The 26,662-nt window shown below is 59.3% G+C and carries 28 protein-coding genes, 2 tRNA genes and 1 pseudogene; 14 read left to right on the top strand and 17 right to left on the bottom strand.

Annotation, left to right across the window (positions count from 1 at the left end; genetic code table 11):
* Positions 1-105: 105 nt before the first annotated feature.
* The 3 genes from ATY75_RS20070 (at position 106) to ATY75_RS35125 (ending at position 1,558) form a co-directional block, all read left to right on the top strand.
* Positions 106-684 carry a cold-shock protein gene (locus tag ATY75_RS20070; protein ID WP_003573434.1) on the top strand — a complete coding sequence of 193 codons (579 nt, stop codon included), beginning with the start codon at positions 106-108 and terminating at the stop codon, positions 682-684.
* 1 nt (position 685) lies between these two features.
* Complete coding sequence (locus ATY75_RS20065; RefSeq protein WP_088938886.1) at positions 686-1,174, top strand: DUF192 domain-containing protein; 489 nt, start codon at positions 686-688, stop codon at positions 1,172-1,174.
* A 126-nt stretch (positions 1,175-1,300) separates the two neighbouring features.
* Positions 1,301-1,558 carry a helix-turn-helix domain-containing protein gene (locus tag ATY75_RS35125; protein WP_348627415.1) on the top strand — a complete coding sequence of 86 codons (258 nt, stop codon included), beginning with the start codon at positions 1,301-1,303 and terminating at the stop codon, positions 1,556-1,558.
* 225 nt (positions 1,559-1,783) lie between these two features.
* On the opposite strand, the gene ATY75_RS20055 is transcribed toward ATY75_RS35125, so the two are convergent.
* Both ATY75_RS20055 and ATY75_RS20050 read right to left on the bottom strand, forming a co-directional pair.
* A tRNA-Arg gene (locus ATY75_RS20055) sits at positions 1,784-1,860 on the bottom strand.
* Between the two features lie 57 nt (positions 1,861-1,917).
* Positions 1,918-2,223, bottom strand: coding sequence for an ETC complex I subunit (locus ATY75_RS20050; RefSeq protein WP_064838320.1), 306 nt, complete (start codon positions 2,221-2,223; stop codon positions 1,918-1,920).
* A 96-nt stretch (positions 2,224-2,319) separates the two neighbouring features.
* On the opposite strand from ATY75_RS20050, the gene ATY75_RS34670 reads away from it, so the two are divergent.
* Both ATY75_RS34670 and ATY75_RS20045 read left to right on the top strand, forming a co-directional pair.
* Complete coding sequence (locus tag ATY75_RS34670; RefSeq protein ID WP_190241392.1) at positions 2,320-2,463, top strand: hypothetical protein; 144 nt, start codon at positions 2,320-2,322, stop codon at positions 2,461-2,463.
* 342 nt (positions 2,464-2,805) lie between these two features.
* A tRNA-Pro gene (locus tag ATY75_RS20045) sits at positions 2,806-2,882 on the top strand.
* A 289-nt stretch (positions 2,883-3,171) separates the two neighbouring features.
* Here the strand turns inward: ATY75_RS20045 and ATY75_RS20040 are convergent.
* Complete coding sequence (locus ATY75_RS20040) at positions 3,172-5,208, bottom strand: choice-of-anchor Q domain-containing protein (RefSeq protein ID WP_088938885.1); 2,037 nt, start codon at positions 5,206-5,208, stop codon at positions 3,172-3,174.
* 487 nt (positions 5,209-5,695) lie between these two features.
* Here ATY75_RS20040 and ATY75_RS35120 point away from each other — a divergent pair.
* Positions 5,696-5,850, top strand: a pseudogene (locus ATY75_RS35120) (NADH-ubiquinone oxidoreductase); the annotation flags it as partial.
* 238 nt (positions 5,851-6,088) lie between these two features.
* On the opposite strand, the gene ATY75_RS20030 reads toward ATY75_RS35120, so the two are convergent.
* The 4 genes from ATY75_RS20030 to ATY75_RS20015 all read right to left on the bottom strand — a co-directional run bounded on the left by ATY75_RS20030 (position 6,089) and on the right by ATY75_RS20015 (position 8,959).
* Positions 6,089-7,318 carry an RDD family protein gene (locus ATY75_RS20030; protein ID WP_088938884.1) on the bottom strand — a complete coding sequence of 410 codons (1,230 nt, stop codon included), beginning with the start codon at positions 7,316-7,318 and terminating at the stop codon, positions 6,089-6,091.
* 154 nt (positions 7,319-7,472) lie between these two features.
* Positions 7,473-7,805: a hypothetical protein gene (locus ATY75_RS20025; protein ID WP_088938883.1), complete on the bottom strand. Its 333-nt coding sequence runs from the start codon at positions 7,803-7,805 to the stop codon at positions 7,473-7,475.
* Between the two features lie 214 nt (positions 7,806-8,019).
* Entirely contained in the window at positions 8,020-8,331 is a 312-nt protein-coding gene (locus ATY75_RS20020) for a hypothetical protein (RefSeq protein WP_088938882.1), read from the bottom strand.
* 187 nt (positions 8,332-8,518) lie between these two features.
* A complete protein-coding gene (locus ATY75_RS20015) occupies positions 8,519-8,959 on the bottom strand; it encodes a DUF3597 domain-containing protein (RefSeq protein WP_088938881.1) in 441 nt (146 codons plus the stop codon).
* A gap of 499 nt (positions 8,960-9,458) precedes the next feature.
* Between ATY75_RS20015 and ATY75_RS20010 the strand changes: the two genes are divergently transcribed.
* Positions 9,459-10,115, top strand: coding sequence for a hypothetical protein (locus ATY75_RS20010; protein ID WP_088938893.1), 657 nt, complete (start codon positions 9,459-9,461; stop codon positions 10,113-10,115).
* Positions 10,116-10,179: 64 nt separating this feature from the next.
* Here ATY75_RS20010 and ATY75_RS20005 read toward each other — a convergent pair whose 3' ends face one another.
* From ATY75_RS20005 to ATY75_RS19990, 4 genes are all read right to left on the bottom strand, one after another.
* Entirely contained in the window at positions 10,180-10,953 is a 774-nt protein-coding gene (locus ATY75_RS20005; protein ID WP_064838327.1) for an amino acid ABC transporter ATP-binding protein, read from the bottom strand.
* Positions 10,954-10,988: 35 nt separating this feature from the next.
* A complete protein-coding gene (locus tag ATY75_RS20000) occupies positions 10,989-12,143 on the bottom strand; it encodes an amino acid ABC transporter permease (protein ID WP_088938880.1) in 1,155 nt (384 codons plus the stop codon).
* A 1-nt stretch (position 12,144) separates the two neighbouring features.
* On the bottom strand, positions 12,145-13,347 hold the full coding sequence (locus tag ATY75_RS19995) for an amino acid ABC transporter permease (RefSeq protein ID WP_088938879.1): 1,203 nt from the start codon (positions 13,345-13,347) through the stop codon (positions 12,145-12,147).
* A gap of 102 nt (positions 13,348-13,449) precedes the next feature.
* On the bottom strand, positions 13,450-14,475 hold the full coding sequence (locus tag ATY75_RS19990; protein WP_064838330.1) for an amino acid ABC transporter substrate-binding protein: 1,026 nt from the start codon (positions 14,473-14,475) through the stop codon (positions 13,450-13,452).
* A 359-nt stretch (positions 14,476-14,834) separates the two neighbouring features.
* Here ATY75_RS19990 and ATY75_RS19985 point away from each other — a divergent pair, with 359 nt between their 5' ends.
* Positions 14,835-16,025 carry a cystathionine beta-lyase gene (locus ATY75_RS19985; RefSeq protein WP_088938878.1) on the top strand — a complete coding sequence of 397 codons (1,191 nt, stop codon included), beginning with the start codon at positions 14,835-14,837 and terminating at the stop codon, positions 16,023-16,025.
* Positions 16,026-16,040: 15 nt separating this feature from the next.
* Here ATY75_RS19985 and ATY75_RS19980 read toward each other — a convergent pair whose 3' ends face one another.
* Both ATY75_RS19980 and ATY75_RS19975 read right to left on the bottom strand, forming a co-directional pair.
* Entirely contained in the window at positions 16,041-17,195 is a 1,155-nt protein-coding gene (locus tag ATY75_RS19980; RefSeq protein ID WP_088938877.1) for an FAD-dependent monooxygenase, read from the bottom strand.
* Between the two features lie 27 nt (positions 17,196-17,222).
* Positions 17,223-17,468: a zinc-finger domain-containing protein gene (locus tag ATY75_RS19975; RefSeq protein ID WP_003539274.1), complete on the bottom strand. Its 246-nt coding sequence runs from the start codon at positions 17,466-17,468 to the stop codon at positions 17,223-17,225.
* Between the two features lie 156 nt (positions 17,469-17,624).
* Between ATY75_RS19975 and ATY75_RS19970 the strand changes: the two genes are divergently transcribed.
* The 6 genes from ATY75_RS19970 to clpA all read left to right on the top strand — a co-directional run bounded on the left by ATY75_RS19970 (position 17,625) and on the right by clpA (position 23,502).
* Complete coding sequence (locus ATY75_RS19970; RefSeq protein ID WP_088938876.1) at positions 17,625-18,410, top strand: alpha/beta fold hydrolase; 786 nt, start codon at positions 17,625-17,627, stop codon at positions 18,408-18,410.
* A 140-nt stretch (positions 18,411-18,550) separates the two neighbouring features.
* Positions 18,551-19,384 carry a serine O-acetyltransferase gene (gene cysE, locus ATY75_RS19965; RefSeq protein WP_064838334.1) on the top strand — a complete coding sequence of 278 codons (834 nt, stop codon included), beginning with the start codon at positions 18,551-18,553 and terminating at the stop codon, positions 19,382-19,384.
* A 139-nt stretch (positions 19,385-19,523) separates the two neighbouring features.
* Positions 19,524-19,727 (top strand): DUF3126 family protein, encoded by a 204-nt coding sequence (locus ATY75_RS19960; RefSeq protein WP_037094675.1) that lies wholly within the window; start codon positions 19,524-19,526, stop codon positions 19,725-19,727.
* 273 nt (positions 19,728-20,000) lie between these two features.
* A complete protein-coding gene (locus tag ATY75_RS19955; protein ID WP_088938875.1) occupies positions 20,001-20,372 on the top strand; it encodes a phasin family protein in 372 nt (123 codons plus the stop codon).
* A 276-nt stretch (positions 20,373-20,648) separates the two neighbouring features.
* Complete coding sequence (clpS, locus tag ATY75_RS19950; RefSeq protein WP_003586692.1) at positions 20,649-20,999, top strand: ATP-dependent Clp protease adapter ClpS; 351 nt, start codon at positions 20,649-20,651, stop codon at positions 20,997-20,999.
* 10 nt (positions 21,000-21,009) lie between these two features.
* Complete coding sequence (gene clpA, locus ATY75_RS19945; protein ID WP_088938874.1) at positions 21,010-23,502, top strand: ATP-dependent Clp protease ATP-binding subunit ClpA; 2,493 nt, start codon at positions 21,010-21,012, stop codon at positions 23,500-23,502.
* Between the two features lie 92 nt (positions 23,503-23,594).
* Here clpA and ATY75_RS19940 read toward each other — a convergent pair whose 3' ends face one another.
* The 4 genes from ATY75_RS19940 to ATY75_RS19925 all read right to left on the bottom strand — a co-directional run bounded on the left by ATY75_RS19940 (position 23,595) and on the right by ATY75_RS19925 (position 26,532).
* Positions 23,595-24,020 carry an HIT family protein gene (locus ATY75_RS19940; RefSeq protein WP_088938873.1) on the bottom strand — a complete coding sequence of 142 codons (426 nt, stop codon included), beginning with the start codon at positions 24,018-24,020 and terminating at the stop codon, positions 23,595-23,597.
* A gap of 57 nt (positions 24,021-24,077) precedes the next feature.
* Positions 24,078-25,268, bottom strand: a complete 1,191-nt coding sequence (locus tag ATY75_RS19935) for a GNAT family N-acetyltransferase (protein ID WP_088938872.1) — start codon at positions 25,266-25,268, stop codon at positions 24,078-24,080.
* Between the two features lie 77 nt (positions 25,269-25,345).
* Positions 25,346-26,065: a glycerophosphodiester phosphodiesterase gene (locus ATY75_RS19930; protein ID WP_088938871.1), complete on the bottom strand. Its 720-nt coding sequence runs from the start codon at positions 26,063-26,065 to the stop codon at positions 25,346-25,348.
* Positions 26,062-26,532 (bottom strand): RidA family protein, encoded by a 471-nt coding sequence (locus tag ATY75_RS19925; RefSeq protein ID WP_088938870.1) that lies wholly within the window; start codon positions 26,530-26,532, stop codon positions 26,062-26,064. The genes ATY75_RS19930 and ATY75_RS19925 overlap by 4 nt, the downstream gene beginning before the upstream one ends.
* Positions 26,533-26,662 lie beyond the last annotated feature (130 nt).

The raw sequence follows: 26,662 nt of genomic DNA, 5'->3' as shown, positions 1-26,662 counted from the left end.
ACCGAAAACTAGGACTTGCGCTTATCCGTTACCAAGATGTTAATCTTGATTTCAAGAATCAGTTAACCGTAACAGTGTGACGCGTATTCGAGGGGCTGGCGACAAATGGCTGACAGGATTTCATCGAACGAATACTCCGATCTTGACGAGCTATCGGCAGAGGCGGTCGATCTTGTTGAAATCACCGGCGTCGTCAAGTGGTTCGACGTCGCCAAGGGTTTCGGCTTCATCGTGCCCGACAACGGCATGCAGGATGTTCTCCTGCACGTGACCTGCCTGCGCCGCGACGGTTACCAGACGATTCTCGAGGGAACGCGCATCGTCGCCCTCATCCAGCGCCGCGAGCGCGGCTACCAGGCCTTCAAGATCCTGTCGATGGACCAGTCGACTGCGGTTCATCCCTCGCAGCTGCCGCCGGTGCGCACGCATGTGCAGGTCACCGCGACGAGCGGTCTCGAGCGTGCGCTCGTCAAGTGGTTCAACCGCACCAAGGGCTTCGGCTTCCTGACGCGCGGCGAGGGCACGGAAGACATCTTCGTGCACATGGAAACCCTGCGCCGCTTCGGCCTGACGGAGTTGCGCCCGGGCCAGGTGGTGCTCGTGCGCTTCGGCGACGGCGAAAAGGGCCTGATGGCCGCGGAAATCCATCCCGACATTCCGAGCCCGGCCAGCCGGTCGCATTGATATGCGTGACCTCGTTTTTCTTTATGCGATCAAAAGCGCCATCCTGGCGCTTTTTTTCATGGTCGCCCTGCCGGCTTTCGGCCAGGAGCAGGTCCGTTTCGACAAGGAGCCGCTGCTCATCCAGACTGCCGCGGGCAAGGTGCTGCATTTTACCGTCGAGATCGCCTCGACCCCCGATCAGCGCGCCTACGGGCTGATGTTTCGCAAGGCGATGGCCGATGATGCCGGCATGATCTTCGATTTCGACGAACCGCGGCGCGTCACCATGTGGATGGAAAACACCATCCTGCCGCTCGACATGCTTTTTGCCGATGAGACCGGCACAATCCGCCACATCAAGGAAAAGGCAGTGCCTTATTCCCGCGATATCATCGATTCGATGGGCAAGGTGAAATACGTCGTCGAACTCAATGCTGGCATCGTCAGCAAACTCGGGATCAAATCGGGCGACAGAATCGTCAGCGCCACGACGACGAAGAAGTCGAAGTGACGGGACCGGGCGGCTTCAAGTCATTTGTCCTTCCCGAGAGAAGGGTGACACTTCATACCGGAGACATGGGTTACACTTTTGGCCTTTGCGAGGAGAGCAAAGGTGCCTTGGCAGGAGTGTAATCTCATGGACGAGCGTCTCAAATTCGTTGCGCGGGTTCTGGATGGCGAGAAGATAGCGGCGCTGTGCCGCGAGTTCGGCATCTCCCGCAAGACCGGCCACAAGATCATCAGCCGCTATAATGCCTGCGGACTGGAAGGACTGACGGATCGCTCGCGACGTCCTTACCGGCACGCCAATCAGCTTCCTTTCCAAATCGAGAAGCTGATTGTGCGTGCCAAGCAGGAGAAGCCGAGCTGGGGCGCGCGGCCGCATCTGCTATAAGCGAAAGAAGATCAATCTCAGCCTGGTCTTTGCCGGCCAGGCCGTCGGCATCAAACAGGTCGAAGACCATATCTGGCTCGCAAGCTTCATGGATTACGACCTGGGATACTTCGATGACGAGACATGCAGGCTCGAACCGCTGCCGAACCCTTTCGGCGCGAAAGTGTTACCTATGTCTTAGGAATAAACCGTAACCTATGTGTCCAGAACGGACCATTGAATTTGTGGCGACCCCTGCAGGAATCGAACCTGCGACAACCTGCTTAGAAGGCAGGTGCTCTATCCAGCTGAGCTAAGGGGCCGTCCGGCGGTCGCGTTTATGGCTCGCGACCGGATGCGGCAGTTCTGGACGAGAAATCTCAATGCGTCCAGGGCTGTGTGCGGGTATAGCGGAAATTATCCGGATAGGCGACAACCTGGCGGACCGGATCCTTCGGGGCGATGACCCTGTATTCGATGCCGTTGCGCTGGGCATAGGCTTCGGCCAGTTCCTGCGTTTCGAAGGTGAGTTTCACCTGCTGGCGCATATCGCCGGAGGAGGTGTACCCCATCATCGGATCGATCTTGCGCGGCGACTCCTGATCGAATTCAAGCACCCAGAGATGAGTCTTGGCCTTGCCGGACTGCATGGCGGTCTTGGCTGGACGATAGATCTTGGCAGACATGACTGCGCGTCTCCGACTATGCGGGCAGCGCCCGCCTGTGATGGTCTGAGCCCATTGCCGGGGCTCTTTCTTCATCGCTAGAGATAGCGCGAAGAGATGAATTTTGCTTATCCGCGATTCCTCGGCTTTTCAAGAAAAAAGGCGGTGTATGAGGCGCTGCTGGTCCATCGCGATGATAAGGCGATGCTGCGCAAACAAGCAGAACGGTTGCGCAATATTACCGACCGTCTCATGTTGTGATCACAAGCTGATTGCCGCAACCAGCCCTCGGGACTATTTACGGCGCAGTCAATATCAATGGATTTGCACGCATGATGAGACGTTCGGCGGAGTTCAATGCCATTGTGATCGGGGCCGGCATCACGGCTTTCTTCTACGTTGCCATCAGCTACGCCCAATATATCGGCCTGCTCGAAGGCGGCTGAGGCGGTTCTCTCGCGACGTCCAGTGCGTCCGGCGGCGCAGAGGTGCGCCATCCAGATTTTTCTGTTGCCATCGACATATCAGGCGGGATTCTTCGAGCGGAGCTGGATTTATGGGTTGCGACGGCGAGGTGAACCGTGTATTTCCCCGCGCACGGCACGGAGTGTAGCGCAGTCTGGTAGCGCATCTGGTTTGGGACCAGAGGGTCGGGAGTTCGAATCTCTCCACTCCGACCATTCAATATCCTGATATCTTGCATCTTTGACGGCTGCATCATGGCCCGCATTGTCGGGCGTGCGTCCGGCCAACTGCTTCTGGAAACGGATGACAGACTGCCAAAGAGCGTCGCATCAAACTTGATTGATGCGACGCTCTTTGGCTTTGTTATATGCATGAGTGCCACGTTGATCACCGTCAACCTTCCGTCCGACGATGAACGGAGACCTTGGTGTCCGAACGCCTGACCGGCGCTCGGATTGTCAGCACGATTGTTGTGGCGATCGGACGACCGCCACAACGCTATCGTTACAGGAGAAAATCACCTGCCCCCAGGTGGACGAGGCCCTTCAGCTGAACCTCGAAGTCATGAATGCCGTCGCCGTTAATGTCGGCCTGGATAACGGTAACATCGCTCGCAGATCCGGCGTGGTCGTCATAGTGCCAAGCGAGCGCGCCAGCCTTGTGATCGAACAAGGCATTCTCCTGTGCCTGGAAATGGAAGGTACCATTGCCCGCCGCAGAGCCATTCGCATCGATCGCCGAGATGTCGATCTTATCCACGCCGTGCTGGAAGTCGGTGATGCCGTCGCGGTTCAAGCCGGACCCGGTTTCCGTCGGTGCCTTCAAGATAAACGTATCCTCACCGATGCCACCGGTCATGATGTCCTTTCCGGCGCCACCAATGAGGACATCATTGCCGGCGCCGCCGTCCAGCTTGTCCGCGCCCGCCCCGCCATTGAGAACGTTGCCGCCGCCGTTGCCGCCGGTCAGCACGTCGTTGTAGCTTGAGCCGGTCAAGTTTTCGATGCCGACGATCTTGTCACCGGCGGCCTGGCCGCCCGATGCCGCCTTAGTCGCCAGGTTGACGTTGACCGCGCCGGAGCCCTCATAGCTGGCCGTGTCGTTGCCAGTACCGCCGTCGAGCACGTCCGCGCCGGCGCCGCCCTTCAACACGTCACTACCGCCGAGACCCTTGAAGGTTTCGTTGCCGCCGTTGGACTGGCCGGTGTGTGGCAGGATGTCGTTACCGTTGGTGCCGATGAATTCCTTCGTCGGCGTTGTCGGCGTTGTCGGTTGAGTCGGCGTTGTCGGTTGCGTCGGCGTTGTCGGCGTTGTCGGTGTTGTCGGCGTGGTTGGCGTTGTCGGCGTCGAGGTGGAGCCCGATTCGTAGGCACCCATATCGACAGTTCCCACGACGCGAGCGTGGTCGTCCAGATCGACCGAGCTGACGCCGTACTTGGCGGTTCCGCCGTCGATCGCTGCCGAGCCCGAGGCGAGGTGGAAGTTGTCGCTCGCTGCTCCCGCGAAATGCGGGTCGACGCCGAGCTTGTTGCCGTTCGCCGTGCTCGGCATAGCGTTGCCGCCGTCGGTCCTGACAGAGGCCTGGCCGGCCGTGCCGTTGTAGGTGTTGTTGTTGGCCCAGACGACGTTGGCGTTGGTATAGCCGCCGTAGGACGTGTTATCAACCGCGGTGTTGTTCTTGTTCACCGATGGGTCCGCGACGGCGATGTTGTTGACCCAGGTGTTGTTGCTCGACTGAGCGTTGCTGAGTTCGCCGCGCCAGGTGCCGTCGTTGAGCGGGTCCTGATTGTTGTGGTATGCGGTGTTGTTCTGCACCGTAACGGAGTCGCTCCAGGCAACTTGGATGCCTTTGCCGCCGTTCTCATAGACCAGGTTGTTGTCGACCAGGGTCTTGAACGTATAGTTCGGATGACCATCCGTCTGCGTGCTCTGAAAATCGTCGATGATGATGCCGTTGCCGTCGGTGTGCGCACCGGTCTTGGTGATGTTGTCGTGCGAGATGTTGTTCTGCACGATATTCCGGTAGCCGGTCGTCGAGGTGTCGCCGGTGATGTTCCTGTTCTCGTAGAGCGAGATGCCAGAGTACCAGCCCGTCGAGGCGTTGTTGTAGGTCTCGTTGCCTATGACCTTGACGAAGTCGGAATAGTTGAACTGAATGCCGGACTCGCCGCTGTCGTGGACCTTGTTGTTGAGAATGGAGACGTGATGGACGTTGTTCGCTTCGATGCCGTCACCGTTGCCGCCCTTGATGTCGAAACCGTCGATGGTCACGTAGTTGGCGTTGACGCTGATCCCCGTATACGAGCCTGCAGGCGGCCGGATCAGTGCCGCACCTGGCACTTCCGAGCGCAGCGTGATGTCGCCTGCCGCCGAGCCGTCCTTGTCGATGTTGATGGCCTCGTTGTAGGTCCCCGCTTTCACCACGACCTCGTCGCCGGGCTTAAGGTTCGACGCCATCGCGTCACCGATCGTGCGGAAAGGCGAGGAGGCACTGCCGTTACCGCTGCTGCTGCCAGTCGTCGCTACGTAGTATGTTGTCATTGTCTTGTTCCTCAACCCCTGCCCGTTAATATTTTAGGTTAATCATGTCTTACGGCGGGGGGTTATAGGGCGACATTTTGGAGGGCGCAACAGCAACGCCACGGTAAGTACTTGAGAATCATAGCCATATTGCTGCCACAATATCCCAATCACTTCGATGTTACGTTTTGAAATATTTGTAGAATTTCGAGTCGCCCAAATTGGGGCAGTATTAATGTCCCGCATTTCGCGAATTATTCTTTCTGCAACTATAGCGAAATGCATCCATTGAAAACATTAGAAAAACCTGACGGCGCCGCTGGATTCTTCTTGCCAAAGGCGGAATCGACATTTTTTTCTGATTTTAGCATTTTTGGGCAGAATCGCCCTAATAATTGGCACTGATAGAGATGCTAGGGGCAGGTGATTCGACCGAATCCGTTGCGCAGCATTCCAAAGTACCACCGCTTTCCCGCCGAGATCATCGGGCATTTGCTGTGGCCGCAACACCTCCTTCGGCGGTACGCGCAGGGAGGTGAAGCTCACCTTCGAAACACAGGAGCTGGCTAAAGCCTACGCCCAGTGCAAGGGCATCGAATAAAGGGTCATCGCCCGAAGGATCCGGTCCGCCAGGTCGTCGCCTATCTTGCTAATTTCCACTAAACCCGCACGCAGCCCCACGCATTGAGATTTATCGTCCAGGACTGCCGCATCCGGTGGCGCTGCGTAAACGCGACCGCCGGACGGCCCCTCAGTTCCGCTGAATAGAGCCCTGCCTTCTAAGCAGGTTGTCGTTGGGGCGCCATCTAACAATTGCATCGCCACTATCGTCTGAGCAATTTCGCGACGCGAGAGCGCAGGTGTTTTATGAAAGTGCTCTGCGACACGGCGTTTCATAAATTCAATCCGCCGTCCCGAATATTGCTTGCACCAACTTGTCCTTCTCGGCCGACTGGGCAGGCGAGTTACCCCTTGCGAACACGAGTGTCCTCCATGCATCACGGCCGGTGACGACAATGGTCACCTCGACGCTGGCGTCACTGATTTTTACAGACTTCCCTGTGGCTCGCAGAGCGGGTATCCCCTGAACAGTCAGTGGCTTCCATTCAGTGTTGATATGAACGTCCGAGGCAACGGCCTTCTTTATCGCATCCGCATAGACGACGGGTTCCATTCCCTCTGACGAAAGCCGCTGGTAGCCGAGCAGGGCCTCGGCGAGTAGTTCGTTAGAAGCGAAGTAGAAAGTGCGACCGCTGTCGGTCGTCATTTCCTCCACCCTCCAGGTCTTTCCGATGGTTGCTGGCTTCTTCGTCACCGGGTTGACCCACGTCTGGGTGGCAGCGAGGTTACGGGAAGCCTGTTGATCTTCGACTCGCAGGACGATGTTGCCCGCGAACAGGCCCATAACGACCACGATCGCTGCTCCAAGCCGCACCTTCGACGGATTGGCGACGACCGCAGGATTGCCTTCGTCGTAGCTTGCCGCCTTACCTTCCGCGAGGCGACGATATTGGCCGATTTGCGTGAAGAGGGCGACAAAGGGTATGCCAAGACCCAGACCGGCGGCCCACACCTTGAACTCTCTACCGAGGAAGAAGCCGATGCGGTTACGGCCAGAGGGAGCGGGGACGCGCACACCGACGATAGCCTTGCCGGGCGTAGAACCCGTTGCGACCATGCATAGGGCGAGGAATAGAGCGACGAACGGTAACAGAAGGAGACCGAATAGGCTGCTGTTTATCGTAGCAATCTGTAAGTAGATGTCGGGCGCATACAGGGCCGACAGGAGCCCGATAGCGAACGCCAACAGCGGCACAAATAAAAGATTGTCGATGAACCTCGCCCAGAAACGAGGCCATGGTCGAGACGAGATGACCATGCCTTCTCCTCCCGCCCGCGGCTCGAATGCGGGCGGTGGCCGCTTTGCAGGTTGGCTAACAGGAAAAGGCGGTGGCATAACGAAGGCGGACGCAAACTCTGGATGTTCGATGGCGGGTTGCCATGCATCCATTCCCTCATGCCAAAGGTAGGTTTCCTTTTTGATCTGCCCGTTCTTGATGCGTTCTTGAAGTTCGTCTGCGCCAACAGGACCCCTTCGTTCCTCCTCGAACACATAATACCAATCTGTCATGCCTTAGCCCCGTGCTCTCTATGCCGACAGCGAGCAGTAGCGTCGAACGTCCGGAAGTTGCCGCAAAGCGATGAGGCAAACGCTAATCGCATTACCGGTACACCAAGATCGGTTCGTCGCTACCCCTAAGCGAATTCGGGTGTGTCGATCCCGTCTAGCGACCCTGAAGAATTTTGATCAGCTTCGGTGAGGGACGGTGGCGTTTGATGTCGACGATATCGTCATAGGTGGCGCGACCGGAAATCACCGCATTCACAAATCGACTGCATGCAACTCGCGGAGCGTTTTTGTCCGAGGCGTCGGTCAGAAGGCCAAAGATGCGACGGGCGTTTGCGTCGAAGCCGTTCGCGCAATCTTTAATTGCTTCATTTCGCGCTCTTGAGCTGCCCTGCAGCAATGTGACGTAAGTATCGTAGTCCTGGCGCGTCGGCACGCAGGCAGTGAGCAATCCCATGGCAATCATTACTGTTATAGTACGAGCGCGCATTATTATTCTATTCCCTTTATTACCCAATGATCAGCGTCAGATGTTTATTTCGATTCGTGCGACGCGCAAAAGACCCCAGCGCGAAATCGCAAGGATTTCGCCGGCAGGTAGAAGGGATTTTGCTCAAATTATGAATGAATCACAGCCGCTCCGGCCGGAATTCCGGAACGGTTGTTACGACCGCGTGTCCCGCTGTCGCGAGCTTCAGCTCTTCTCAGCGGTCGAGGAAATGCTGGAAGTAGACTTCGGGGATCGGGTAGGCGTAGACGCCTCGGTCGACGAAGCCGTATCTGTAGAGGCAGCTTCTGAGAGACGTGTTGTAATGCAGGCTTTGCGGATCCGGCGAGCCGCGTCGCAAGGAGCCTGCCTCCGGCACGCACCATCGGAGCGCTTTGTCGTATCGAGCCAGGAGGACCGGGTCGGTATCGACCCGGGTGCCGCTATAGGATTGATAGTTTGAAGGAGATTCCGCGGCCGAAATACAGCCCAAGCTAAGCGCAACGCCAACGACTGCAATCAATCTCATTGGATTTCTTTCTCCCCTGATCGATTATCGAAGTAATCAGGCGAAACGTTATTGGTTCCAGTGCCTGCCGGCAAGGGGCCTCGTGGCCTGGGCTGATGGCCGGGGTGCGGTCCGAGCGGCGCAGGCCCTGGATGGCCGACGCTCCGTGACAGATGAGCTCTATCGCGAAGCGCCGGGCGCTCTTCGATCAATCCAGCAGATCGGCCGGTACTTTGCCGCCATTTTCCGAAAGCCGTTTCATCAGCGCCTTGTGCAGCCACATATTCATTTTGGCGGAATCACCGGTGTCGCCGGTATAGCCGAGTTCAGTGGCAAGTTCCTTGCGCTCGGCCATGCTCGCATCCATCCCGACCGCTTTCATCAAATCCACGATCGAGTGGCGCCAATCGAGTTTCTGGCCGCTCGTTTTCACAGCCGCGTCGAGGATCGGGACGATATCGACATTTGCTGCGGCCGGGGCCGCGGCCGGCTTGCTCTGAGCGGGGGAGGCGGCAGGTGCGGCACTCGGTGCTGCCGATGGCGAGACGGGAGCCTGGGCGGGCTGCGTCTTCGGCGCGCCAGATGCAACGGGTTCGGCTGCTTTCGCTTCTCCGAAGATTGCATGTTTGATCTTGTCGAAAATGCCCATTCTTGAACCTCCAGTTCCATTAGATGAGAACATGCTGAAACATGGACTTCCCGCCTGATATATCCAGACGGAAGGGAGTTCTTTTTCGCGGTCTCAATCAATGAGGATCCAGTTCTCCGGCAAGGTGCGGACGACATGCAAAAGGCTGCGGATGGATCAGTTACCGCCAATCGCACCGCGAACTGAGCTTTGCTTGCCGGCGCTGAAGATTGCTGATGCGGCCGGGAGGGAAATACTCGGCCGGCGCTCCAGCCGCTGCAAGACATGTTCGTTTTCGGCGCAGTCGGGTTGGCAATTCGTATTTCAATAACCGTGAAAGATCTTTGCACGCCACTGAGCCGACTTGCCCCGCCGTGTTGTGAAACATTCGTCATCCCTTCACGTTGCCTTGCCATGGATGTCCTGCAGGTTGCAGGCGATCCAGACGATCGAAGGCACGCGCGTTCCTCGATTTTCGATTGCCCGGCAGCTCGCCCGGCGAATGGAAACGGAGGAAAACATGAACCATAATCACAATGGACTATCCCTGGCGGTGCTTGCATCCGCCTGCACCCTGCTTGCCATGCCGGCAAGCGATGCACACGCTATCGACGTCGGCGTATCGGTGAATGCAGGCAATGTCGCCAGCGCCGATGTCAGGGCATCGCTTGGCGGCGGCAGTGGCGTCAGCGCCGATGCTAATGCCTCCGTTGGCGGTTCGCGCGGCATCAATGCCAATGCGACCGCCAATGCCCGCGGCGGGCAGGGCGTTGATGCCGATCTCAATGCCGGAGCGCGCGGCGGCAATGGTCTCGACGCGAAAAGCAATGCCGGGATCGGCGGCGGGCGCGGCGCCAATGCGGATCTCAATGCACGCATCGGCGGCTCCGATGGGCTGGATACCGACTCCACGGCCTCGGTCAGACGCGGCAGCGGCGTCGATGCCGATCTCGCCATCGGCGGGGCAGGCGGCAGCAGCAAATCCGCAGCCGGAGGTAGCCTCAGCGCATCGCAAGCCCGCATCCTGGACGACTTCCGGTCGAGGCCGGTCAACGAGCAGCGCAAGATGCTTGTCCGTTGCGCTGATATCTCCTCCCCGGATGGTTCGGCCTCAGGCGCCTCCGATTCCGGTCTGGCCGCTCTCTGCAGCCTGCTGCAGGCCTCAGCCTCGCGCTGAACGTGAAAGACCCGCCGAACCGGAAGGCACGGCGGGTCTTTTCAACTGGGGTCAGTTCCCAAGCTTAATGCAGGATCTGGCTGAGGAACAGCTTGGTGCGTTCGTGCTGCGGATTGTCGAAGAACTCGGCCGGCGAATTCTGCTCGACGATCTGGCCCTGGTCCATGAAGATGACGCGGTTGGCGACCTGGCGGGCAAAGCCCATTTCGTGGGTGACGCAGAGCATGGTCATGCCTTCCTCGGCAAGACCCACCATGGTGTCGAGCACTTCCTTGATCATCTCAGGATCAAGCGCCGAGGTCGGCTCGTCGAACAGCATGATCTTCGGGTTCATGCACAGCGAGCGGGCGATCGCCACGCGCTGCTGCTGGCCGCCGGAAAGCTGCCCCGGATATTTGTTGGCCTGCTCGGGGATCTTGACGCGCTTGAGGAAGTGCATGGCGATCTCTTCCGCCTGCTTCTTCGGCATCTTGCGCACCCAGATCGGCGCCAGCGTGCAGTTCTCCAGGATCGTCAGGTGCGGGAAGAGGTTGAAGTGCTGGAACACCATGCCGACTTCGCGCCTGACCTCGTCGATCTTCTTCAGGTCATTGGTGAGCTCGGTGCCGTCGACGATGATCTGGCCCTTCTGATGTTCTTCCAGGCGGTTGATGCACCGGATCATCGTCGATTTGCCGGAACCCGACGGGCCGGCGATGACGATGCGCTCGCCGCGCATGACCTTCAGGTTGATATCGCGCAGCACGTGGAAATCGCCGTACCACTTGTTCATATTGACGATATCGATCGCCACTTCCGTTGCGGAAACGGTGAGCTTTTTCGCTGGAGCTTCAGCCATGATTGTTTTCCCTCATTTTTATCGTTTTAGCGTTCTTATCGTTTGTGGCCGGTATCGAGATGGCGTTCCATGAACCCTGAATAGCGCGACATGCCGAAGCAGAACAGCCAGAAGATGAAGCCCGCGAAAATCAGGCCCGTGATCGGAGTGACGGCGCTTGCCCAGTTGGCATCGGAGAAGTTCTGTTTGACGATACCGAGCAGATCGAACATGCCGATAATGGTAACCAGCGACGTGTCCTTGAAGGTTCCGATGAAGGTGTTGACGATGCTCGGGATAACCAGCTTGATGGCCTGCGGCATGATGATCAGCCGGGTCTTTTGCCAATAGCCGAGGCCAAGTGAATCGGCGCCTTCGAACTGTCCCTTCGGTATCGCCTGAAGACCGCCACGGATCACTTCAGCCATATAGGCCGACGTGAAGATCGACACGCCGATCAGTGCCCGAAGCAGTTTGTCCACGTTCCAGCCGGTGGGAAGGAAAAGCGGCAGCATAACGCTTGCCATGAACAGAACGGTGATCAGCGGAACGCCTCGAATGACCTCGATGAAGGTAACGCAGAGCATGCGGATGACCGGCATCTTCGAGCGGCGTCCCAGTGCAAGCAGAATGCCGCAGGGCAAGGAAACGGCAATGCCGACAAAGGACAGGACGAGCGTCACCATCAACCCGCCCCAGAGCGGTGTCTCCACCACTTCGAGACCCAAGCCGCCGTGAAGAAGCCAGAAGGCGATGATCGGCAGGACGGCGAACAGAAGAATGGCGTTCACGCCCTTGCGCGGCGCCGACGGAATCAGCATCGGAACCAGAAGCAGAATGAAGAGGATTCCGACGATTGCCGGCCTCCAGCGCTCGTCGAGCGGATAGCGGCCGAAAATAAACTGATCGTACTTGGCACTGACGAAGGCCCAACATGCGCCACTCCAGCCCTCGGGCTGGATGCCGCCCTGGATCGTCGTCGCGCAGAATGTGCGGTCCGGCCCGGACCATACGGCCTGGATGAACAGCCAGTTGACGAGATGCGGTACGGCCCATGCGATCAGCGCAAGAGCCAGGATGGTCAGGATCACGTCTTTCGGGGTTGCGACGAGATTGCGGCGTATCCAGGCAACGGCTCCCCTTTCCCCGGGCGGGGGTGGTTCGGCGGCAAGGATGGACGTTCTGACGAAGGGTTTATCGGCGACCGACATCTTATCTCTCCACCAGTGCCATCTTGGCATTGAACCAATTCATGAACAGTGACGTCAGAATGCTCAAGCTGAGATAGACGATACCCCAGATGCACACGATCTCGATCGCTTGACCGCTCTGATTGAGGATCGTGCCACCGACGGCAACGAGATCGGAGAAACCGATGGCGATGGCGAGCGAGGAGTTCTTGGTCAGGTTCAGGTACTGGCTCGTCAGCGGCGGGATGATGATGCGCAGCGCCTGCGGCACCACGACAAGTCTCGTCACGCTCGATGGATGCAGCCCCAGCGCGCCGGCTGCCTCGGATTGCCCCTTTGGAACGCCACGAATGCCGCCGCGAACGATCTCGGCGATGAAGGAGGCTGTATAGAAGGACAGAGCGAGAAACAGCGATATGAATTCTGGGCCGACGACCGAGCCGCCCGTGAGATTGAACTTCCCGGCGATGGGAACATCGAAGGTGAGCGGAAAGCCCGAGACAACGAAGACCAGCAAAGGTAAGCCGACAATCAGGGCGATCGACGCCCATACCGTATGGAACGGTCGGCCGGTTGCGGCCTGGCGTTTGTGGGCCCAGCGAGCCATGATGATGGTGGCGACAATCGCAATCACCAGAGCAATGCCGACCGCGATCATGCCTGTCTCGAAGATCGGCTTCGGGAAGGCTAGTCCTCTGTTATTGAGGTACATACTGAACGGCAGCCCCACCGATTCGCGCGGCTGCGGCAGGACGGAGAGAACGCCGAGATACCAGAAGAAGATGACGAGCAGCGGCGGAATGTTGCGGAAGATTTCGACATAGACCGTGCAGAGCTTGGCAATCAGCCAGTTCCGCGACAGCCGGCCGATCCCGATAATGAAACCGATGCTGGTCGCCGTGACGATACCCGTCACCGCCACCAGCAAAGTATTCAGAATACCGACGAAAAGTGCGCGTGCATAAGTCGAGTCGCTTGAATAGCCGATCAGCGACTGGCCGATTTCGAAACCGGCGCGACCGCGAAGAAAGCCGAAACCCGATGCCGTATTGCTGCGGGCAAGGTTTACGGCCGTGTTGTGGGCCACCCACCACACAAACGCCACGAGGGCAACAATTGTCAAAGCCTGGAAAAATATGCTCCGGTATTTCGGGTCGTATATTGCCGACCGGAAACTCCAGCCGGTGTCATGCAAAGGTGTCCTATCCACAGCCCCATGCGTCATGCCGCGCCAATCCCCTTGTGCCCGTTTTCGGGCTTTCTTTTTAACTTTTTGGAAGTGGGAAGGCGGCTGGCCGCCTTCCCGGCATTTCATGCCAAAGTTCGACTAACGAACCGGCGGTGCGTACTGGATGCCGCCCTTGTTCCAGAGAGCATTCAAGCCGCGGGCGATTTTGAGTGGGCTACCCTGGCCGATGTTGCGCTCGAAGATTTCGCCATAGTTGCCGACGCCCTTGATGACGTTGGCGGCCCAATCATTGGTCAGGCCGAGATCGGTGCCAATCTTGGTGTCGGTCTCGCTGCCGAGGAAGCGCTTGATATCCGGATTCGGCGAATTCTTCATCTCGTCGACATTTGCCTGGGTGATGCCGAACTCTTCGGCATTGATCAGCGCATAAGCCGTCCAGGAAACGATATCGAACCACTGATCATCACCCTGACGGACAGCCGGGCCAAGCGGTTCCTTGGAGATAATCTCAGGAAGGATGACGTGTTCGTCGGGGTTCTTCAGCGTCAGACGCAACGAATAGAGACCGGATTGGTCGGTCGTGTAGACGTCGCAACGACCGGCGTCGTAGGCAGCGTTGACCTCAGGAAGATTTTCGAAGACGACCGGATTGTACTGCAGATTGTTCGTCTTGAAGTAATCGGCGAGGTTTAGTTCCGTGGTCGTGCCCGACTGCACGCAGATGGCGGCGCCGGAGAGTTCGAGAGCCGACTTCACGTTCAGGCTCTTGCGCACCATGAAGCCCTGGCCGTCGTAATAGGTGACAGGACGGAAGTTGAAGCCGAGCGCGGTGTCGCGATTGATCGTCCAGGTCGTGTTGCGCGAGAGGACGTCGATTTCACCGGACTGCAGGGCGGTGAAGCGTTCCTTCGCGTTTGTCGGCGTATACTTGACCTTGGTGGGGTCGCCGAACACAGCCGAAGCGACGGCCTTGCAGAAGTCGACGTCGAAGCCGGCCCAATTGCCGGAAGCGTCAGGCGCGGCAAAGCCAGTAAGGCCGGTATTGACGCCGCATTGTACGAAACCCTTCGCTTTGACGTCTCCGAGAGTGGTGGCCGAGGCCGCTGAGGCGCCAAGTGCCAAAACTGCTGCGCCGAGAGCGGCGGACAGGAGCTTGTTCTTCATTTTTTCCCAACCTTTTCCGTTGTCTTATATTTTCTTGTGGGGAGTTCCGGCGGAAAAAACCTGCCGCCCCCAGTGTCTCGACACCCTCCCGGCGCGAGTGCCCTATCACAGTCGCAAATGTCACCATGGTCAAGTGTCGCCATCAATAATTGCGGCAAAATTCGGAATTTTGGCAGATTGCGCCGCATTCGCGGGCGGTTGGCTAGGAAATAGGCGTCCCGTTGCGGAAAAATAACGCGAAATTCGGAAATTTCACCAATTCTCGGCGTTGACCGCGACCGATCGTCGAGGGGTTGACCGGACACGGCGGGGCGTCCAAAAGTCTGGCTTCGTGCCACTCGCCAAAGGCTATTTCCGACATGAAAGACAAAGACAGCTTGCTGCAGAATGCCGGCATCAACACCCGCCTGACCCATATCGGCAATGACCCTTTCGACTATCACGGCTTTATCAATCCACCGGTCGTGCATGCCTCGACCGTGCTGTTTCCGAACGCGCGGACGATGGAGACGCGGGCGCAGAAATACACTTACGCCACCCGCGGCACGCCGACGACGGATGCGCTCTGCGAGGCGATCGACGCGCTTGAAGGTTCGGCCGGCACGATCCTCGTCCCGTCGGGCCTTGCGGCCGTCACCATTCCGTTCCTTGGTTTCGTCGCCACCGGCGACCATGCGCTCGTCGTCGATTCGGTCTATGGCCCGACGCGCCATTTCTGCGACACGATGTTGAAGCGTCTTGGCGTCGAGGTCGAATATTATGACCCGTCGATCGGCGCCGGCATCGAGGCGATGTTCCGGCCCAACACCAAGCTCGTTCACACCGAGGCTCCCGGTTCCAACACTTTCGAGATGCAGGATATCCCGGCGATCTCCGCGGTGGCGCACCGCCATGGCGCCGTCGTCATGATGGACAATACCTGGGCGACGCCGCTCTATTTCAAGCCGCTCGATCACGGCGTCGACATCTCGATTCACGCATCGACGAAATATCCGTCCGGCCATTCCGATATCCTGCTCGGAACGGTTTCGGCCAATGCCGAGCATTGGGAGCGGCTGAAGGAAGCGAACGGTGTGCTCGGCATCTGCGGCGCACCCGATGACGCCTATCAGATCCTGCGCGGCTTGCGCACCATGGGCCTGCGCCTCGAGCGGCATTATGAAAGCGCGCTCGGTATCGCAAAATGGCTGGAGGGCAGGGAGGATGTCGCCCGCGTGCTGCATCCGGCCCTGCCGAGTTTCCCCTCCCACCATATCTGGAAGCGCGATTTCAAAGGCGCCAGCGGCATCTTTTCCTTCGTGCTTGCCGCCGATGGTCCCGAGAAGTCCAGAGCAAAGGCGCATGCCTTCCTCGATACGCTCAGGATTTTCGGTCTCGGCTATTCCTGGGGCGGCTTTGAAAGCCTCGCCTTGCACGCCTATCTCGCCGACCGCAAGGTCGCCAAAGCCCCGACCGACGGTGCGGTCATCCGCCTGCAGATCGGCATCGAGGACGTGGTTGACCTCAAGGCCGATATCGAACGCGGTTTTGCCGCCGCAAGTGCTGTCTGACCGACCGTATCGGCGCTATGGCAGACGCAGAGCCTGATAGCCGTAAATCCAGTCGAGATCGGCGGCGAGGCTTTGCGGCGGCTTGAGGCCAAGCACGAGATCGCGGCCGATCCGGATCGGCCCTCGCGCATGATAGGCGAAGCGGTTGAAGGCGCCGCGCTGACGAAGCTTGGCGATGCGTGGCGCGCGATGTCTTTCGAAGAGTTGGAGCGCGTCCGCCACCGGACGATCGGAAAGAAACGCGGCCAGTTCGTAGGCGTCTTCGATCGCCATCGCCGCTCCCTGTGCGGCAAACGGCATCATCGCATGGGCGGCATCGCCGATCAGAACCGTCTTGCGGCCGTCCTGCCAGGCACCTGGCGTGGTTTCGAACAGCGGCCAGAACGTCAGCTTCCGCTGTCCTTCAAAGAGTGAGACGATCGCCGCGTTCCAGCCGGAAAAGCGTTTCCTGAGTTCCGCGCGCTGCTCGGCCGTCGGCTCGCTCTGCCAGGCCTGCGGCGCGATATTGCCGGCGGTGATCGCCACCATGTTGAAGCTGCCCGTCTCCTTTAAGGGATAGCAGACGAGATGCGCGGACGCGCCGAGGAATGCGCAAACACTGACCCGGTCGAGAAAACCGGGCGCCTCATCGGCGGCAATGGTGAAGCGATAAGCGATGTTGCCGGAAAAGCGCGGCGAGGGGCCGCCCGGAACCAATTGCCGCAGCTTCGACCAGACGCCGTCGGCACCGATGACGACATCGGGCGCCCGCTCGAGATCCGGCAGCGCCGATTCCATCCTGATACCGAGGCGAAGCCGGCAGAGCGGATCCGCCTCGACCTCCGCCAGAAGGGCTTTCTGCAAAGTCGTGCGGTGCAGAACGCCATAGGGAGCGCCCCAGCGTTGCCGCGCGAATGTGCCTGCCGGCACCGCCGCCAACTGGCGCAGCGAACTGCCCGAGATCAGCCGGATCGTCTCCGGTTCAAGCCAGACCTTTGACAGATCTTCGAGGATGCCGAGTTCGGCAAGAATGCGCGAGGCGTTGGGCGAAACCTGCAAGCCGGCGCCGATGTCGGTGAGTTCGCCCGCCTGCTCGAAGATGTCGGAGCTGATGCCCCGGCGCGACAGCGAAAGGGCCGCGGTCAGCCCCGATATCCCGGCGCCGATGATGGCGGCATGTTCGACCGGCATTATCAGTCCGATCCGTATCTCGGCGGGTTAGGCCGCCTTCACGTGGAAAACGCAGCCGGCCGGATTGGTCTGGCTGGGCTTCAGCGCCGAATTGAAGCGATAAAGCGTCGAGCAGTAGGAGCAGACCTTCTCGTTGTCGTCGCCCATGTCGATAAAAATATGCGGATGATCGAAAGGAGCTGAGGCGCCGGTGCACATGAATTCCTTGACGCCGACTTCGATAACCCGGTGACCGCCATCGTTCTGGAAGTGGGGAATGTTGTGGCCGGCCATGTCGCTCTCCGAATGCTTGAAATCTGCGCGGACCTTATAAGCCTTCGCCGCAAATGTGTAGAGCCAAAGCGCCGCGCCAGGCACAGTTTTTAAGCTGCGGTTTTGGCTTCACGGGGAAGGGCGGCTCGATTATGGTCGCGCCAAAAGGAAGACCCGATGAACCTGAACACGCCTGCATTTTCAAGCTTCACCCATGACGGATTGCATCTCGCCTTCTTCGACGAGGGCGATCCGGCCGGCGTGCCCGTCCTGTTGATTCACGGTTTTGCCTCGACCGCAAACGTCAACTGGGTGCATCCGGGCTGGCTGAAGACGCTGGGGGATGCCGGCTACCGGGTAATCGCCATCGACAATCGCGGCCACGGCGCAAGCGACAAGCCGCACGACACTGAGGCCTACCGTCCATGGGTGATGGCAGGCGATGCGATCGCGCTTCTCGACCATCTCGGCATTCCGGAAGCCAATGTCATGGGCTATTCGATGGGCGCGCGCATTTCCGTCTTTGCCGCCCTTGCCAATCCGCATCGTGTCCGTTCGCTGGTGCTCGGCGGCCTCGGTATCGGCATGACCGACGGCGTCGGCGACTGGGACCCGATCGCCGATGCGCTGCTTGCTCCTTCGCTCGAGGACGTCACGCATGAGCGCGGCCGGATGTTCCGCGCCTTCGCCGAGCAGACGAAGAGCGACCGCGTCGCCCTGGCTGATTGCATCCGCGGCTCGCGCGATCTCGTCGCCCGCTCGGATATGGCAAGGCTCGACATGCCGGCGTTGATCGGCGTCGGCACGAAAGACGATATCGCCGGCTCGCCGCAGGAATTGGCGGCGCTCATGCCCGATGCCGAAGCGCTCGATATTCCGGGCCGCGATCACATGCTCGCCGTCGGCGACAGGGTTTTCAAGCAGGCGGTGCTGACCTTCTATGCGAAAGTCGCCAACGGGTGACATCGGCGGTGACATCATCGTGATGCCGAAAACCCATGCTAAAAAACCATGGCGACGGCACCCATTTATGTTATTGCCGTTTTCCACTATATATTGGCATTCCGAAAACGGCATTCCTGTTGGCAACGAGGAGAGCGGCGATGGTCGCCAAGACTGACATTCGTGCTTTTGAGACAGGCCATCCGCTGAAGGTGATGGATCCCATCTGGGACAGCCTGCGCGAGGAAGCCCGGCTCGCCGCCGAACGGGATCCGGTTCTCGCCGCCTTCCTCTACTCGACGGTGATCAACTACCATTCGCTCGAGGAATGCGTCATCCATCGCATCTGCGAACGTCTCGATCACCCCGACATGCAGGCGAACCTGCTTCGCCAGACTTTCGAGGAAATGCTGTTCGATTGGCCGGAATGGAGCTCCATTCTGCGCGTCGATATCCAGGCCATCTACGATCGCGATCCCGCCTGCCTGCGCTTCATGGAGGCCGTGCTCTATTTCAAGGGCTTCCATGCGCTGCAGACGCATCGTCTCGCCCATTGGCTGCTGAACCGCGGCCGGCGAGATTTCGCGCTCTATCTGCAGAGCCGCTCCTCCAGCGTCTTCCAGACCGATATCAATCCGGCCGCCCGTATCGGCAAGGGCATCTTCCTCGATCACGCCACGGGCCTCGTCGTCGGCGAGACGGCTGTTATCGGCGACAATGTCTCGATCCTGCACAACGTCACGCTCGGCGGCACCGGCAAAGAGGGGGCCGACCGCCATCCGAAGATCGGCAGCGGCGTCATGATCGGCGCCGGCGCTAAGATCCTCGGCAATATCGAGATCGGCTACTGCTCACGCATCGCCGCCGGCTCCGTCGTCTTGAAGGCGGTGCCGCCGAAGAAGACCGTCGCCGGCGTGCCGGCCAAGGTCGTCGGCGAGGCCGGGTGTTCCGAGCCGTCGCGCAACATGGACCAGGTGATCGGCGCCGATATCTGAGGGGCTGCCGGAAAAGGATCGGGAAAAGTCGGCAGGCCCCAGGTGGGGACGGAAATTGCCAAGTGGCAACCTTGCCTTTACACCGCTGCTTTTCCTGTGCAAGAAGCGGCCAATCAAGACCGTTTACGGAGATGACAGAGTGAAGCCAGAAGAAATCAAGAAGCTCGACGCCTATTTCAAACGCATGCTCAACCCGCAGATCGTCGTCAAGGCGCGTCCGCGCAAGAATGATTCTGCGGAAGTCTATCTCGGCGAAGAATTTCTGGGCGTCGTCTATATCGATGACGAGGACGGCGACCGCTCCTACAACTTTTCGATGGCGATCCTCGACGTCGATCTCTGATCACGCTCGAACGCTTTCAAAGGACCGAACGGCGCGATCCGTTCGGTCCTTTTTCATTTTCTGGGTTCGGGCCGAAAATTTATTTAAAGCTTCCGGTTGCGCTGATCTGATATATATTAGCAAAATCAGTTAAAGACGTACGTGCCCCGGCGCGCATCCTTTGTTTTATTATTGTAACACAACCCTTGGGCGTTTTGCAACGCACAAGACTACTTGACTATTTGTGCGTTGCAGCTACCCTGCCGCCATCCCACAGCCCAACGGAGGACGGTCATGTTCAACTTTGACGATGCAAACAGGAAGAGCAAGGAAGCTGTCGATACGGCGCTGAGAACCTATTCCGATACGACCAGGGGCTTCCAGGCGATTGCCGCCGAAGCTGCTGACTATTCGAAGAAATCCTTTCAGGACGCGGTGACGCATTTCGAAACGCTGGCCGGCGTCAAGAGCTTCGAGGCCGCCTTCGAACTTCAGACCAATTACGTCAAATCCTATTTCGAAGGTCTCGTTTCCGAGACGACGAAGCTCAGCGAGATGTATGCCGATCTCGCCAAATCCGCTTACAAGCCCTATGAAGCGCCGATCGCCGCTGCCGTCGCCAAGACCACCAGGCAGGCGCAGCCTTCCACACCCGCCGCTGCATGAATTGATTGCGACGGCGCAACCTGCGCTACATATTGAAATTTAGAGACCGGCTACGCATCTGTGGCCGGTCTTTTTGTTTCTACTTTCGCTGCAACGCCTCCAATGGGATCGCCGGGGACTTTTTTGGTCTTTCCCGTGCATGCCCGCCATTTCTTGATTGCAGTGACTGACAGGGGGCTTAAAATCGGCCTATTATGAACTAAGTTAGTGTTTCAGATATTCGGCGGGAAAAGCACCCTCCCATGCTCCGCCGGATTGCTTGAGGAATGAATGACAATGATCGCAAAGCCGATCCGGATGCAGAACGACAGCGATAGGAACGGGGAGAACGGAAATCGAACCTCGGTCATCACACGCACCAAGCCGAAGACCAAGAAGCCCAATCTCTACCGCGTGCTGCTTTTGAATGACGACTACACGCCCATGGAATTCGTCATCCATATTCTGGAGCGTTTTTTTCAAAAGGATCGTGAAAGTGCCACCCGCATCATGCTCCATGTCCATAACCACGGCGTCGGCGAATGCGGAATATTCACATACGAGGTAGCGGAAACGAAGGTCAGCCAGGTGATGGATTTCGCCCGGCAGCACCAGCATCCGCTGCAATGCGTCATGGAAAAGAAGTGAGGATCTGAACGTGCCAACATTTTCGCCTAGTTTAGAGAAGGCGCTCCATCAGGCACTGACCTTTGCCAACGAGCGGCATCACGAATATGCGACGCTCGAGCATCTGCTGCTCGCCCTGATCGACGATGCCGATGCGGCCGCGGTCATGGGCGCCTGCAATGTCGATCTCGACGCGCTGCGCAAGACGCTCGTCGAATATGTCGATAATGAACTCTCCAATCTGATCACCGGGTATGACGAGGATTCGAAGCCGACCTCCGGCTTCCAGCGTGTCATCCAGCGTGCCGTCATCCATGTGCAGTCGTCTGGCCGTGAAGAAGTGACCGGCGCCAACGTGCTCGTCGCGATCTTCGCCGAGCGGGAAAGCCATGCCGCCTATTTCCTGCAGGAGCAGGAGATGACCCGCTACGACGCCGTCAATTATATCTCCCACGGCATCGGCAAGCGCCCGGGCGCTTCGGAAGCGCGCCCCCCGCGCGGCGCCGAGGAGGAAGCCGAGAGCAGCAAGCCAACCGCCCGCGGCGGTGAGGAAGAGGGCGGCCCCAAGAAGCAGCAGGATGCGCTCAAGGCCTATTGCGTCAATCTCAACGAGAAGGCCAAGGGCGGCAAGATCGACCCGCTGATCGGCCGTCACGCCGAGGTAAGCCGCACCATCCAGATCCTGTGCCGCCGTTCGAAGAACAATCCGCTCTATGTCGGTGATCCCGGCGTTGGCAAGACGGCGATCGCCGAGGGTCTCGCCAAGCGCATCGTCGAAGGCAAGGTTCCCGAAGCGCTCGCCGATGCGACGATCTTCTCGCTCGACATGGGCACGCTGCTTGCCGGCACGCGCTACCGTGGCGATTTCGAGGAGCGCCTGAAGCAGGTCGTCAAGGAACTGGAAGAATATCCGGGTGCGGTGCTGTTCATCGACGAAATCCACACGGTGATCGGTGCGGGCGCCACCTCAGGCGGCGCGATGGATGCATCGAACCTCTTGAAGCCGGCTCTGTCATCTGGCGCGATCCGCTGCATCGGTTCGACCACCTACAAGGAATACCGTCAGTTCTTCGAAAAGGATCGCGCGCTGGTCCGCCGGTTCCAGAAGATCGACGTCAGCGAGCCGTCGATCGATGATGCGATCGAGATCATGAAGGGCTTGAAGCCCTATTTCGAGGAATACCACCATCTGCGTTATTCCAACGATGCCATCAAGTCGGCCGTCGAACTGTCGGCCCGCTACATCTCCGACCGCAAGCTGCCGGACAAGGCAATCGACGTGATCGACGAAACCGGTGCTGCCCAGATGCTGCTGCCGCCGTCGAAGCGCCGCAAGTTGATCACCGAAAAGGAGATCGAAGCGACGGTCGCGACGATGGCGCGCATTCCGCCGAAGACCGTGTCGAAGGACGACGAAGCGGTGCTTGCCAATCTCGAGCAGGAATTGCGGTCGGTCGTCTACGGCCAGGATATCGCCATCGAAGCCCTGTCGACCTCGATCAAGCTGGCGCGCGCCGGCCTGCGCGAGCCGAACAAGCCGATCGGCGCCTATGTCTTCTCCGGTCCGACCGGCGTCGGCAAGACCGAGGTGGCAAAGCAACTGGCCTCGTCGCTCGGCGTCGAGCTGCTGCGCTTCGACATGTCAGAATATATGGAGCGCCACACGGTCTCGCGTCTGCTCGGCGCACCTCCCGGCTATGTCGGTTTCGACCAGGGCGGTCTTCTCACAGATGGCGTCGACCAGCATCCGCATTGCGTGGTCCTGCTCGACGAAATCGAGAAGGCGCATCCGGATATCTACAATATCCTGCTTCAGGTCATGGACCACGGCACGCTGACGGACCATAACGGCAAGAAGATCGACTTCCGCAACGTCATCCTGATCATGACGACGAATGCGGGCGCGTCCGAAATGGCCAAGGCGGCGATCGGCTTCGGCTCGTCAAAACGCACCGGCGAGGACGAGGAGGCGCTCACCCGCCTGTTCACGCCGGAATTCCGCAACCGTCTCGATGCGATCATTCCCTTCGCGGCGCTGCCGACGGCCGTCATTCACAAGGTCGTGCAGAAGTTCATCATGCAACTGGAGGCCCAGCTTTCCGAAAGGAACGTCACCTTCGACCTGCATGAGGATGCGATCGCCTGGCTGTCGGAAAAGGGTTACGACGAGAAGATGGGCGCCCGCCCGCTGGCCCGCGTGATCCAGGACACGATCAAGAAGCCGCTTGCCAACGAAATCCTCTTCGGCAAGCTGAAGAAGGGCGGCGTCGTCAACGTCACCGTCGGTCCGAAGGAAGACGGCAAGCCCGGCATCGTGCTGGAGGCCATCCCGGATACGGCGCCGATCAAGCCGAAGCCGGAAGCCGAAGTCGCTCATCCCGAAACCGACGGCGAGGGCGATGGCGAGCTGAAGACCAAGGCGGCGCCCAAGACCCGCGCCAAGACGGTCCCGCAGGCCGAGCCCGAGGTCCGTGACGCGCCCAAGAAGGGAAGCACGGTTCCGAAGGTTCCGCGCAAGAAATGAGCTTTCGTCGCTGAATTGAAAAAGGCCGCGTCATCGCGGCCTTTTTCGGTTTGTGCTCTTTCCGTAGCCTCTGCCTCGCTTCGGGATCGATGTCAGGCCAGTGCCGCCCTGATTTTTTCGGCATTGGCGGCCAGCACGGCGCCATCCTCCATCTTGCCGGAGTGCGGCTTGAGTGCGGCGCCCTCATGGCGCGGGATGACGTGGAAGTGCAGATGAAAGACCGTCTGCCCGGCGGCCGGTTCGTTGAACTGGGCGATGAACACGCCGTCGGCGTCGAAGACGTCCTTGACCGCGTTGGCGACCTTCTGGACGACGCTAATGGCATGGGTGAGGGTGGCGGGATCGGCGTCAAGAATATTGCGCGACGCTGCCTTCGGAACGACGAGCACGTGGCCCGGCGCTTGCGGCATCACATCCATGAAAGCGACAGTATGCTCGTCCTCATAGATCCGGTGCGAGGGAATTTCGCCGCGCAGGATCTTGGCGAAGATATTGTTGTCGTCATAGGCGCTGGTCATCGCGAAATCTCCTCTTCGTGCAGTCGTTGATCGGGTAACGCGGCCGGCAGGGCGGCGTCAATCCTCCTGCTGGCGCTCGCCCTTGCGGAACGGGCTGTGCTCGGTGAGCAGTTCGCTCATCTGTTCGACATCGGCGCGCTCGCGGGCGAGATAATCGCCGATCGCCCGGCGAAGGCCGGCATGGGCGACATAATGGGCCGAATGCGTCGTCACCGGCAGGTAGCCGCGCGCGAGCTTATGTTCGCCCTGAGCACCGGCTTCGACCCGCTTCAAGCCTTTCGATAGGGCGAAGTCGATCGCCTGGTGATAGCAGACCTCGAAATGCAGGAAGGGATGATCCTCGATGCAGCCCCAGTGACGGCCATAGAGCGTATCGCCGCCGATGAAGTTGATCGCACCGGCGATATAGCGCCCGTCGCGCTTGGCCATGACCAGCAGGATGTCGTCGGCCATACGCTCGCCGATCAGCGAGTAGAACTTGCGGGTGAGGTAGGGACGGCCCCATTTGCGCCCGCCGGTATCCATGTAAAATTTGAAGAACTGATCCCAGATGCGTTCGGTCAGGTCGCTGCCGGTCAGCCAGTCGATGCTGATGCCGTTTTCCAGCGCGGCGCGGCGCTCCTTGCGCAACGCCTTGCGTTTGCGCGAAGCAAGCGTTTCGAGAAACTGCTCGTGGTTGGCATAGCCGTCATTGATGAAATGGAACTGCTGGTCGGTGCGGTGCAGATAGCCGTCCATCTCGAAGACGCCGATCTCCTCATCCGGCACGAAGGTGATATGGGCCGAGGAGACGCCGAGCCGGCGCACGACCTCCTTTAGGCTTTCGGCAATCGCGCTTTGGACAGGCAGCCGCGGCAAGTCCTCGGCGACGAGAAGGCGCGGGCCTGTCGCCGGCGTGAACGGAATGGAACACTGAAGTTTGGGGTAATAATGCCCGCCGGCTCGCTCGAAGGCATCGGCCCAGCCGTGATCGAAAACATATTCGCCCCGGCTGTGGTTTTTGAGATAGCCGGGCAGAGCGCCGATCAGTTCGCCGCGATCGGTCTCGAGCAGCAGGTGGTGGCCGAGCCAGCCGGTCTCGGCATCGGCAGAACCGGACTCCTCAAGCGACGATAAAAAGGCGTGTGAAACGAAGGGGTTGTAGGCAAGCGTCGTGCCGCTCTTCGACGCCCCGGCAAGCCTGGCCCAGCTCTCCGGGGAAATCGCAGTGAAGGAGCGTTCTACGCGAATGGTGAGGTCATCGGTCATGGGGCGGATGCGAAGCCTGTGGGCGGGCGGTTTCGGCTTTCCTCAATCTGCGCATGATCTTGGCCAAAAAGCGAGCGTCAAACCGCCACACGCGGGTCGAAGCCTTCGAAGGTCATCTGGTCCGCATTGGCGAAGGTCCGTCGGCGCGCCTCCTCGTCGCGCACCGTCCAGGTGATGACGGGAATACCCTTTTCGCGTTCGCCTGATATGAAGGCATTCGGCAGGTCGTCATAATAATAGGAGATGAAATCGAGACCGATCTCCATCGCCTTGGCATGCGTCGCGAATTCCTCCGGCGTGTTGCCATTGGCGGTCAGCCCGAGGGGATAGGGCGCGCCAAGGGCCTTCAGATCGCGCAGCAGCCAGTGGTCGAAGCTCATCAGCGCCACCTTGCCCTCATAGGCCTCAAGCACCTCGAGGACGGCTTCGGCGAAACCCTCGTCGTCAGCCTCGCGGCCCTTGAGCTCCAGCACCAGCGGCACCTTGCCCTGCACGAGATCGAGGAGCCGGCTGAGTGTCGGCACCTTGTCTCCAGTGCCGCCGACAGCGATCAGTCCGAGCTCCCGGGAGGTGCGCTCGCGGATGTCGCCGGGGAGATTGCAGAGTCGCTGCAGGTCCTCGTCGTGAAAGACGACCGGCACGCCGTCGGAGGCGTAATGCAGATCGCATTCGATCGCAAAGCCCGCTTCGACGGCGCGCGAGAAGGCCGAAAGGGTATTTTCCCAGACGAGTTTGTTGAGGTCGTGATAGCCGCGATGGGCGACCGGCACATCCCGGATCCAGGCCGCATTGGTCATTCTGCGATTTCCATGATAGCATCGATCTCGACGGCGGCGTTCAGCGGCAGGGCGGCCATGCCGACGGCGGCGCGCGCATGTTTGCCGGCCTCGCCGAGCACGCCGGCAATCAGGTTCGAAGCGCCGTTGATGACGAGATGCTGCTCGATGAAATCGGGCGCCGAGGCGACGAAGCCGTTCAGCTTGATGACGCGTCGGATACGGCCGAGATCGCCGCCAAGTGCTGCCTTTGCCTGGGCAAGGATGTTGATGGCGCAGAGTTCGGCGCCGCGCTGGCCCGCGGCAACGTCGACCGTCTTGCCGAGATGGCCGGAGACGGCGATCTTGCCGCCTTCGAGCGGCAGCTGGCCGGAGATATAGAGAAGATTGCCGCTGATGACGTAGGGAACGTAATTTGCAGCAGGGGCTGCGGCTTCGGGCAGGGTTATCCCCATCTCAGTCAGGCGCTTTGCAATTTCATCGGACATTTTCGTCTCCACTTTTGTTGTCAATTCTTCTAAAATTATGCATCAAGACTAGAATCTTTAATATGACAGGTTCGAGCCTCGATTTGGCCGAAAGCGTTCTTATAACATCGCGACCGAGTCCAACAGGAGT

It is taken from the genome of Rhizobium sp. N122 (assembly GCF_002211295.1).
Lineage (GTDB): Bacteria > Pseudomonadota > Alphaproteobacteria > Rhizobiales > Rhizobiaceae > Rhizobium.
The sequence above is the reverse complement of the archived record's forward strand: the minus strand, read 5'-3'. Positions and strand labels throughout refer to the sequence as shown.

Coding starts and splice junctions, on each gene's coding strand:
- ATY75_RS20070 (WP_003573434.1), top strand. CDS start 106: ATGGCTGACAGGATTTCATCGAACGAATACTCCGATCTTGACGAGCTA.
- ATY75_RS20065 (WP_088938886.1), top strand. CDS start 686: ATGCGTGACCTCGTTTTTCTTTATGCGATCAAAAGCGCCATCCTGGCG.
- ATY75_RS35125 (WP_348627415.1), top strand. CDS start 1,301: ATGGACGAGCGTCTCAAATTCGTTGCGCGGGTTCTGGATGGCGAGAAG.
- ATY75_RS20050 (WP_064838320.1), bottom strand. CDS start 2,223: ATGTCTGCCAAGATCTATCGTCCAGCCAAGACCGCCATGCAGTCCGGC.
- ATY75_RS34670 (WP_190241392.1), top strand. CDS start 2,320: ATGAATTTTGCTTATCCGCGATTCCTCGGCTTTTCAAGAAAAAAGGCG.
- ATY75_RS20040 (WP_088938885.1), bottom strand. CDS start 5,208: ATGACAACATACTACGTAGCGACGACTGGCAGCAGCAGCGGTAACGGC.
- ATY75_RS20030 (WP_088938884.1), bottom strand. CDS start 7,318: ATGACAGATTGGTATTATGTGTTCGAGGAGGAACGAAGGGGTCCTGTT.
- ATY75_RS20025 (WP_088938883.1), bottom strand. CDS start 7,805: ATGCGCGCTCGTACTATAACAGTAATGATTGCCATGGGATTGCTCACT.
- ATY75_RS20020 (WP_088938882.1), bottom strand. CDS start 8,331: ATGAGATTGATTGCAGTCGTTGGCGTTGCGCTTAGCTTGGGCTGTATT.
- ATY75_RS20015 (WP_088938881.1), bottom strand. CDS start 8,959: ATGGGCATTTTCGACAAGATCAAACATGCAATCTTCGGAGAAGCGAAA.
- ATY75_RS20010 (WP_088938893.1), top strand. CDS start 9,459: ATGAACCATAATCACAATGGACTATCCCTGGCGGTGCTTGCATCCGCC.
- ATY75_RS20005 (WP_064838327.1), bottom strand. CDS start 10,953: ATGGCTGAAGCTCCAGCGAAAAAGCTCACCGTTTCCGCAACGGAAGTG.
- ATY75_RS20000 (WP_088938880.1), bottom strand. CDS start 12,143: ATGTCGGTCGCCGATAAACCCTTCGTCAGAACGTCCATCCTTGCCGCC.
- ATY75_RS19995 (WP_088938879.1), bottom strand. CDS start 13,347: ATGACGCATGGGGCTGTGGATAGGACACCTTTGCATGACACCGGCTGG.
- ATY75_RS19990 (WP_064838330.1), bottom strand. CDS start 14,475: ATGAAGAACAAGCTCCTGTCCGCCGCTCTCGGCGCAGCAGTTTTGGCA.
- ATY75_RS19985 (WP_088938878.1), top strand. CDS start 14,835: ATGAAAGACAAAGACAGCTTGCTGCAGAATGCCGGCATCAACACCCGC.
- ATY75_RS19980 (WP_088938877.1), bottom strand. CDS start 17,195: ATGCCGGTCGAACATGCCGCCATCATCGGCGCCGGGATATCGGGGCTG.
- ATY75_RS19975 (WP_003539274.1), bottom strand. CDS start 17,468: ATGGCCGGCCACAACATTCCCCACTTCCAGAACGATGGCGGTCACCGG.
- ATY75_RS19970 (WP_088938876.1), top strand. CDS start 17,625: ATGAACCTGAACACGCCTGCATTTTCAAGCTTCACCCATGACGGATTG.
- cysE (WP_064838334.1), top strand. CDS start 18,551: ATGGTCGCCAAGACTGACATTCGTGCTTTTGAGACAGGCCATCCGCTG.
- ATY75_RS19955 (WP_088938875.1), top strand. CDS start 20,001: ATGTTCAACTTTGACGATGCAAACAGGAAGAGCAAGGAAGCTGTCGAT.
- clpS (WP_003586692.1), top strand. CDS start 20,649: ATGATCGCAAAGCCGATCCGGATGCAGAACGACAGCGATAGGAACGGG.
- ATY75_RS19940 (WP_088938873.1), bottom strand. CDS start 24,020: ATGACCAGCGCCTATGACGACAACAATATCTTCGCCAAGATCCTGCGC.
- ATY75_RS19935 (WP_088938872.1), bottom strand. CDS start 25,268: ATGACCGATGACCTCACCATTCGCGTAGAACGCTCCTTCACTGCGATT.
- ATY75_RS19930 (WP_088938871.1), bottom strand. CDS start 26,065: ATGACCAATGCGGCCTGGATCCGGGATGTGCCGGTCGCCCATCGCGGC.
- ATY75_RS19925 (WP_088938870.1), bottom strand. CDS start 26,532: ATGTCCGATGAAATTGCAAAGCGCCTGACTGAGATGGGGATAACCCTG.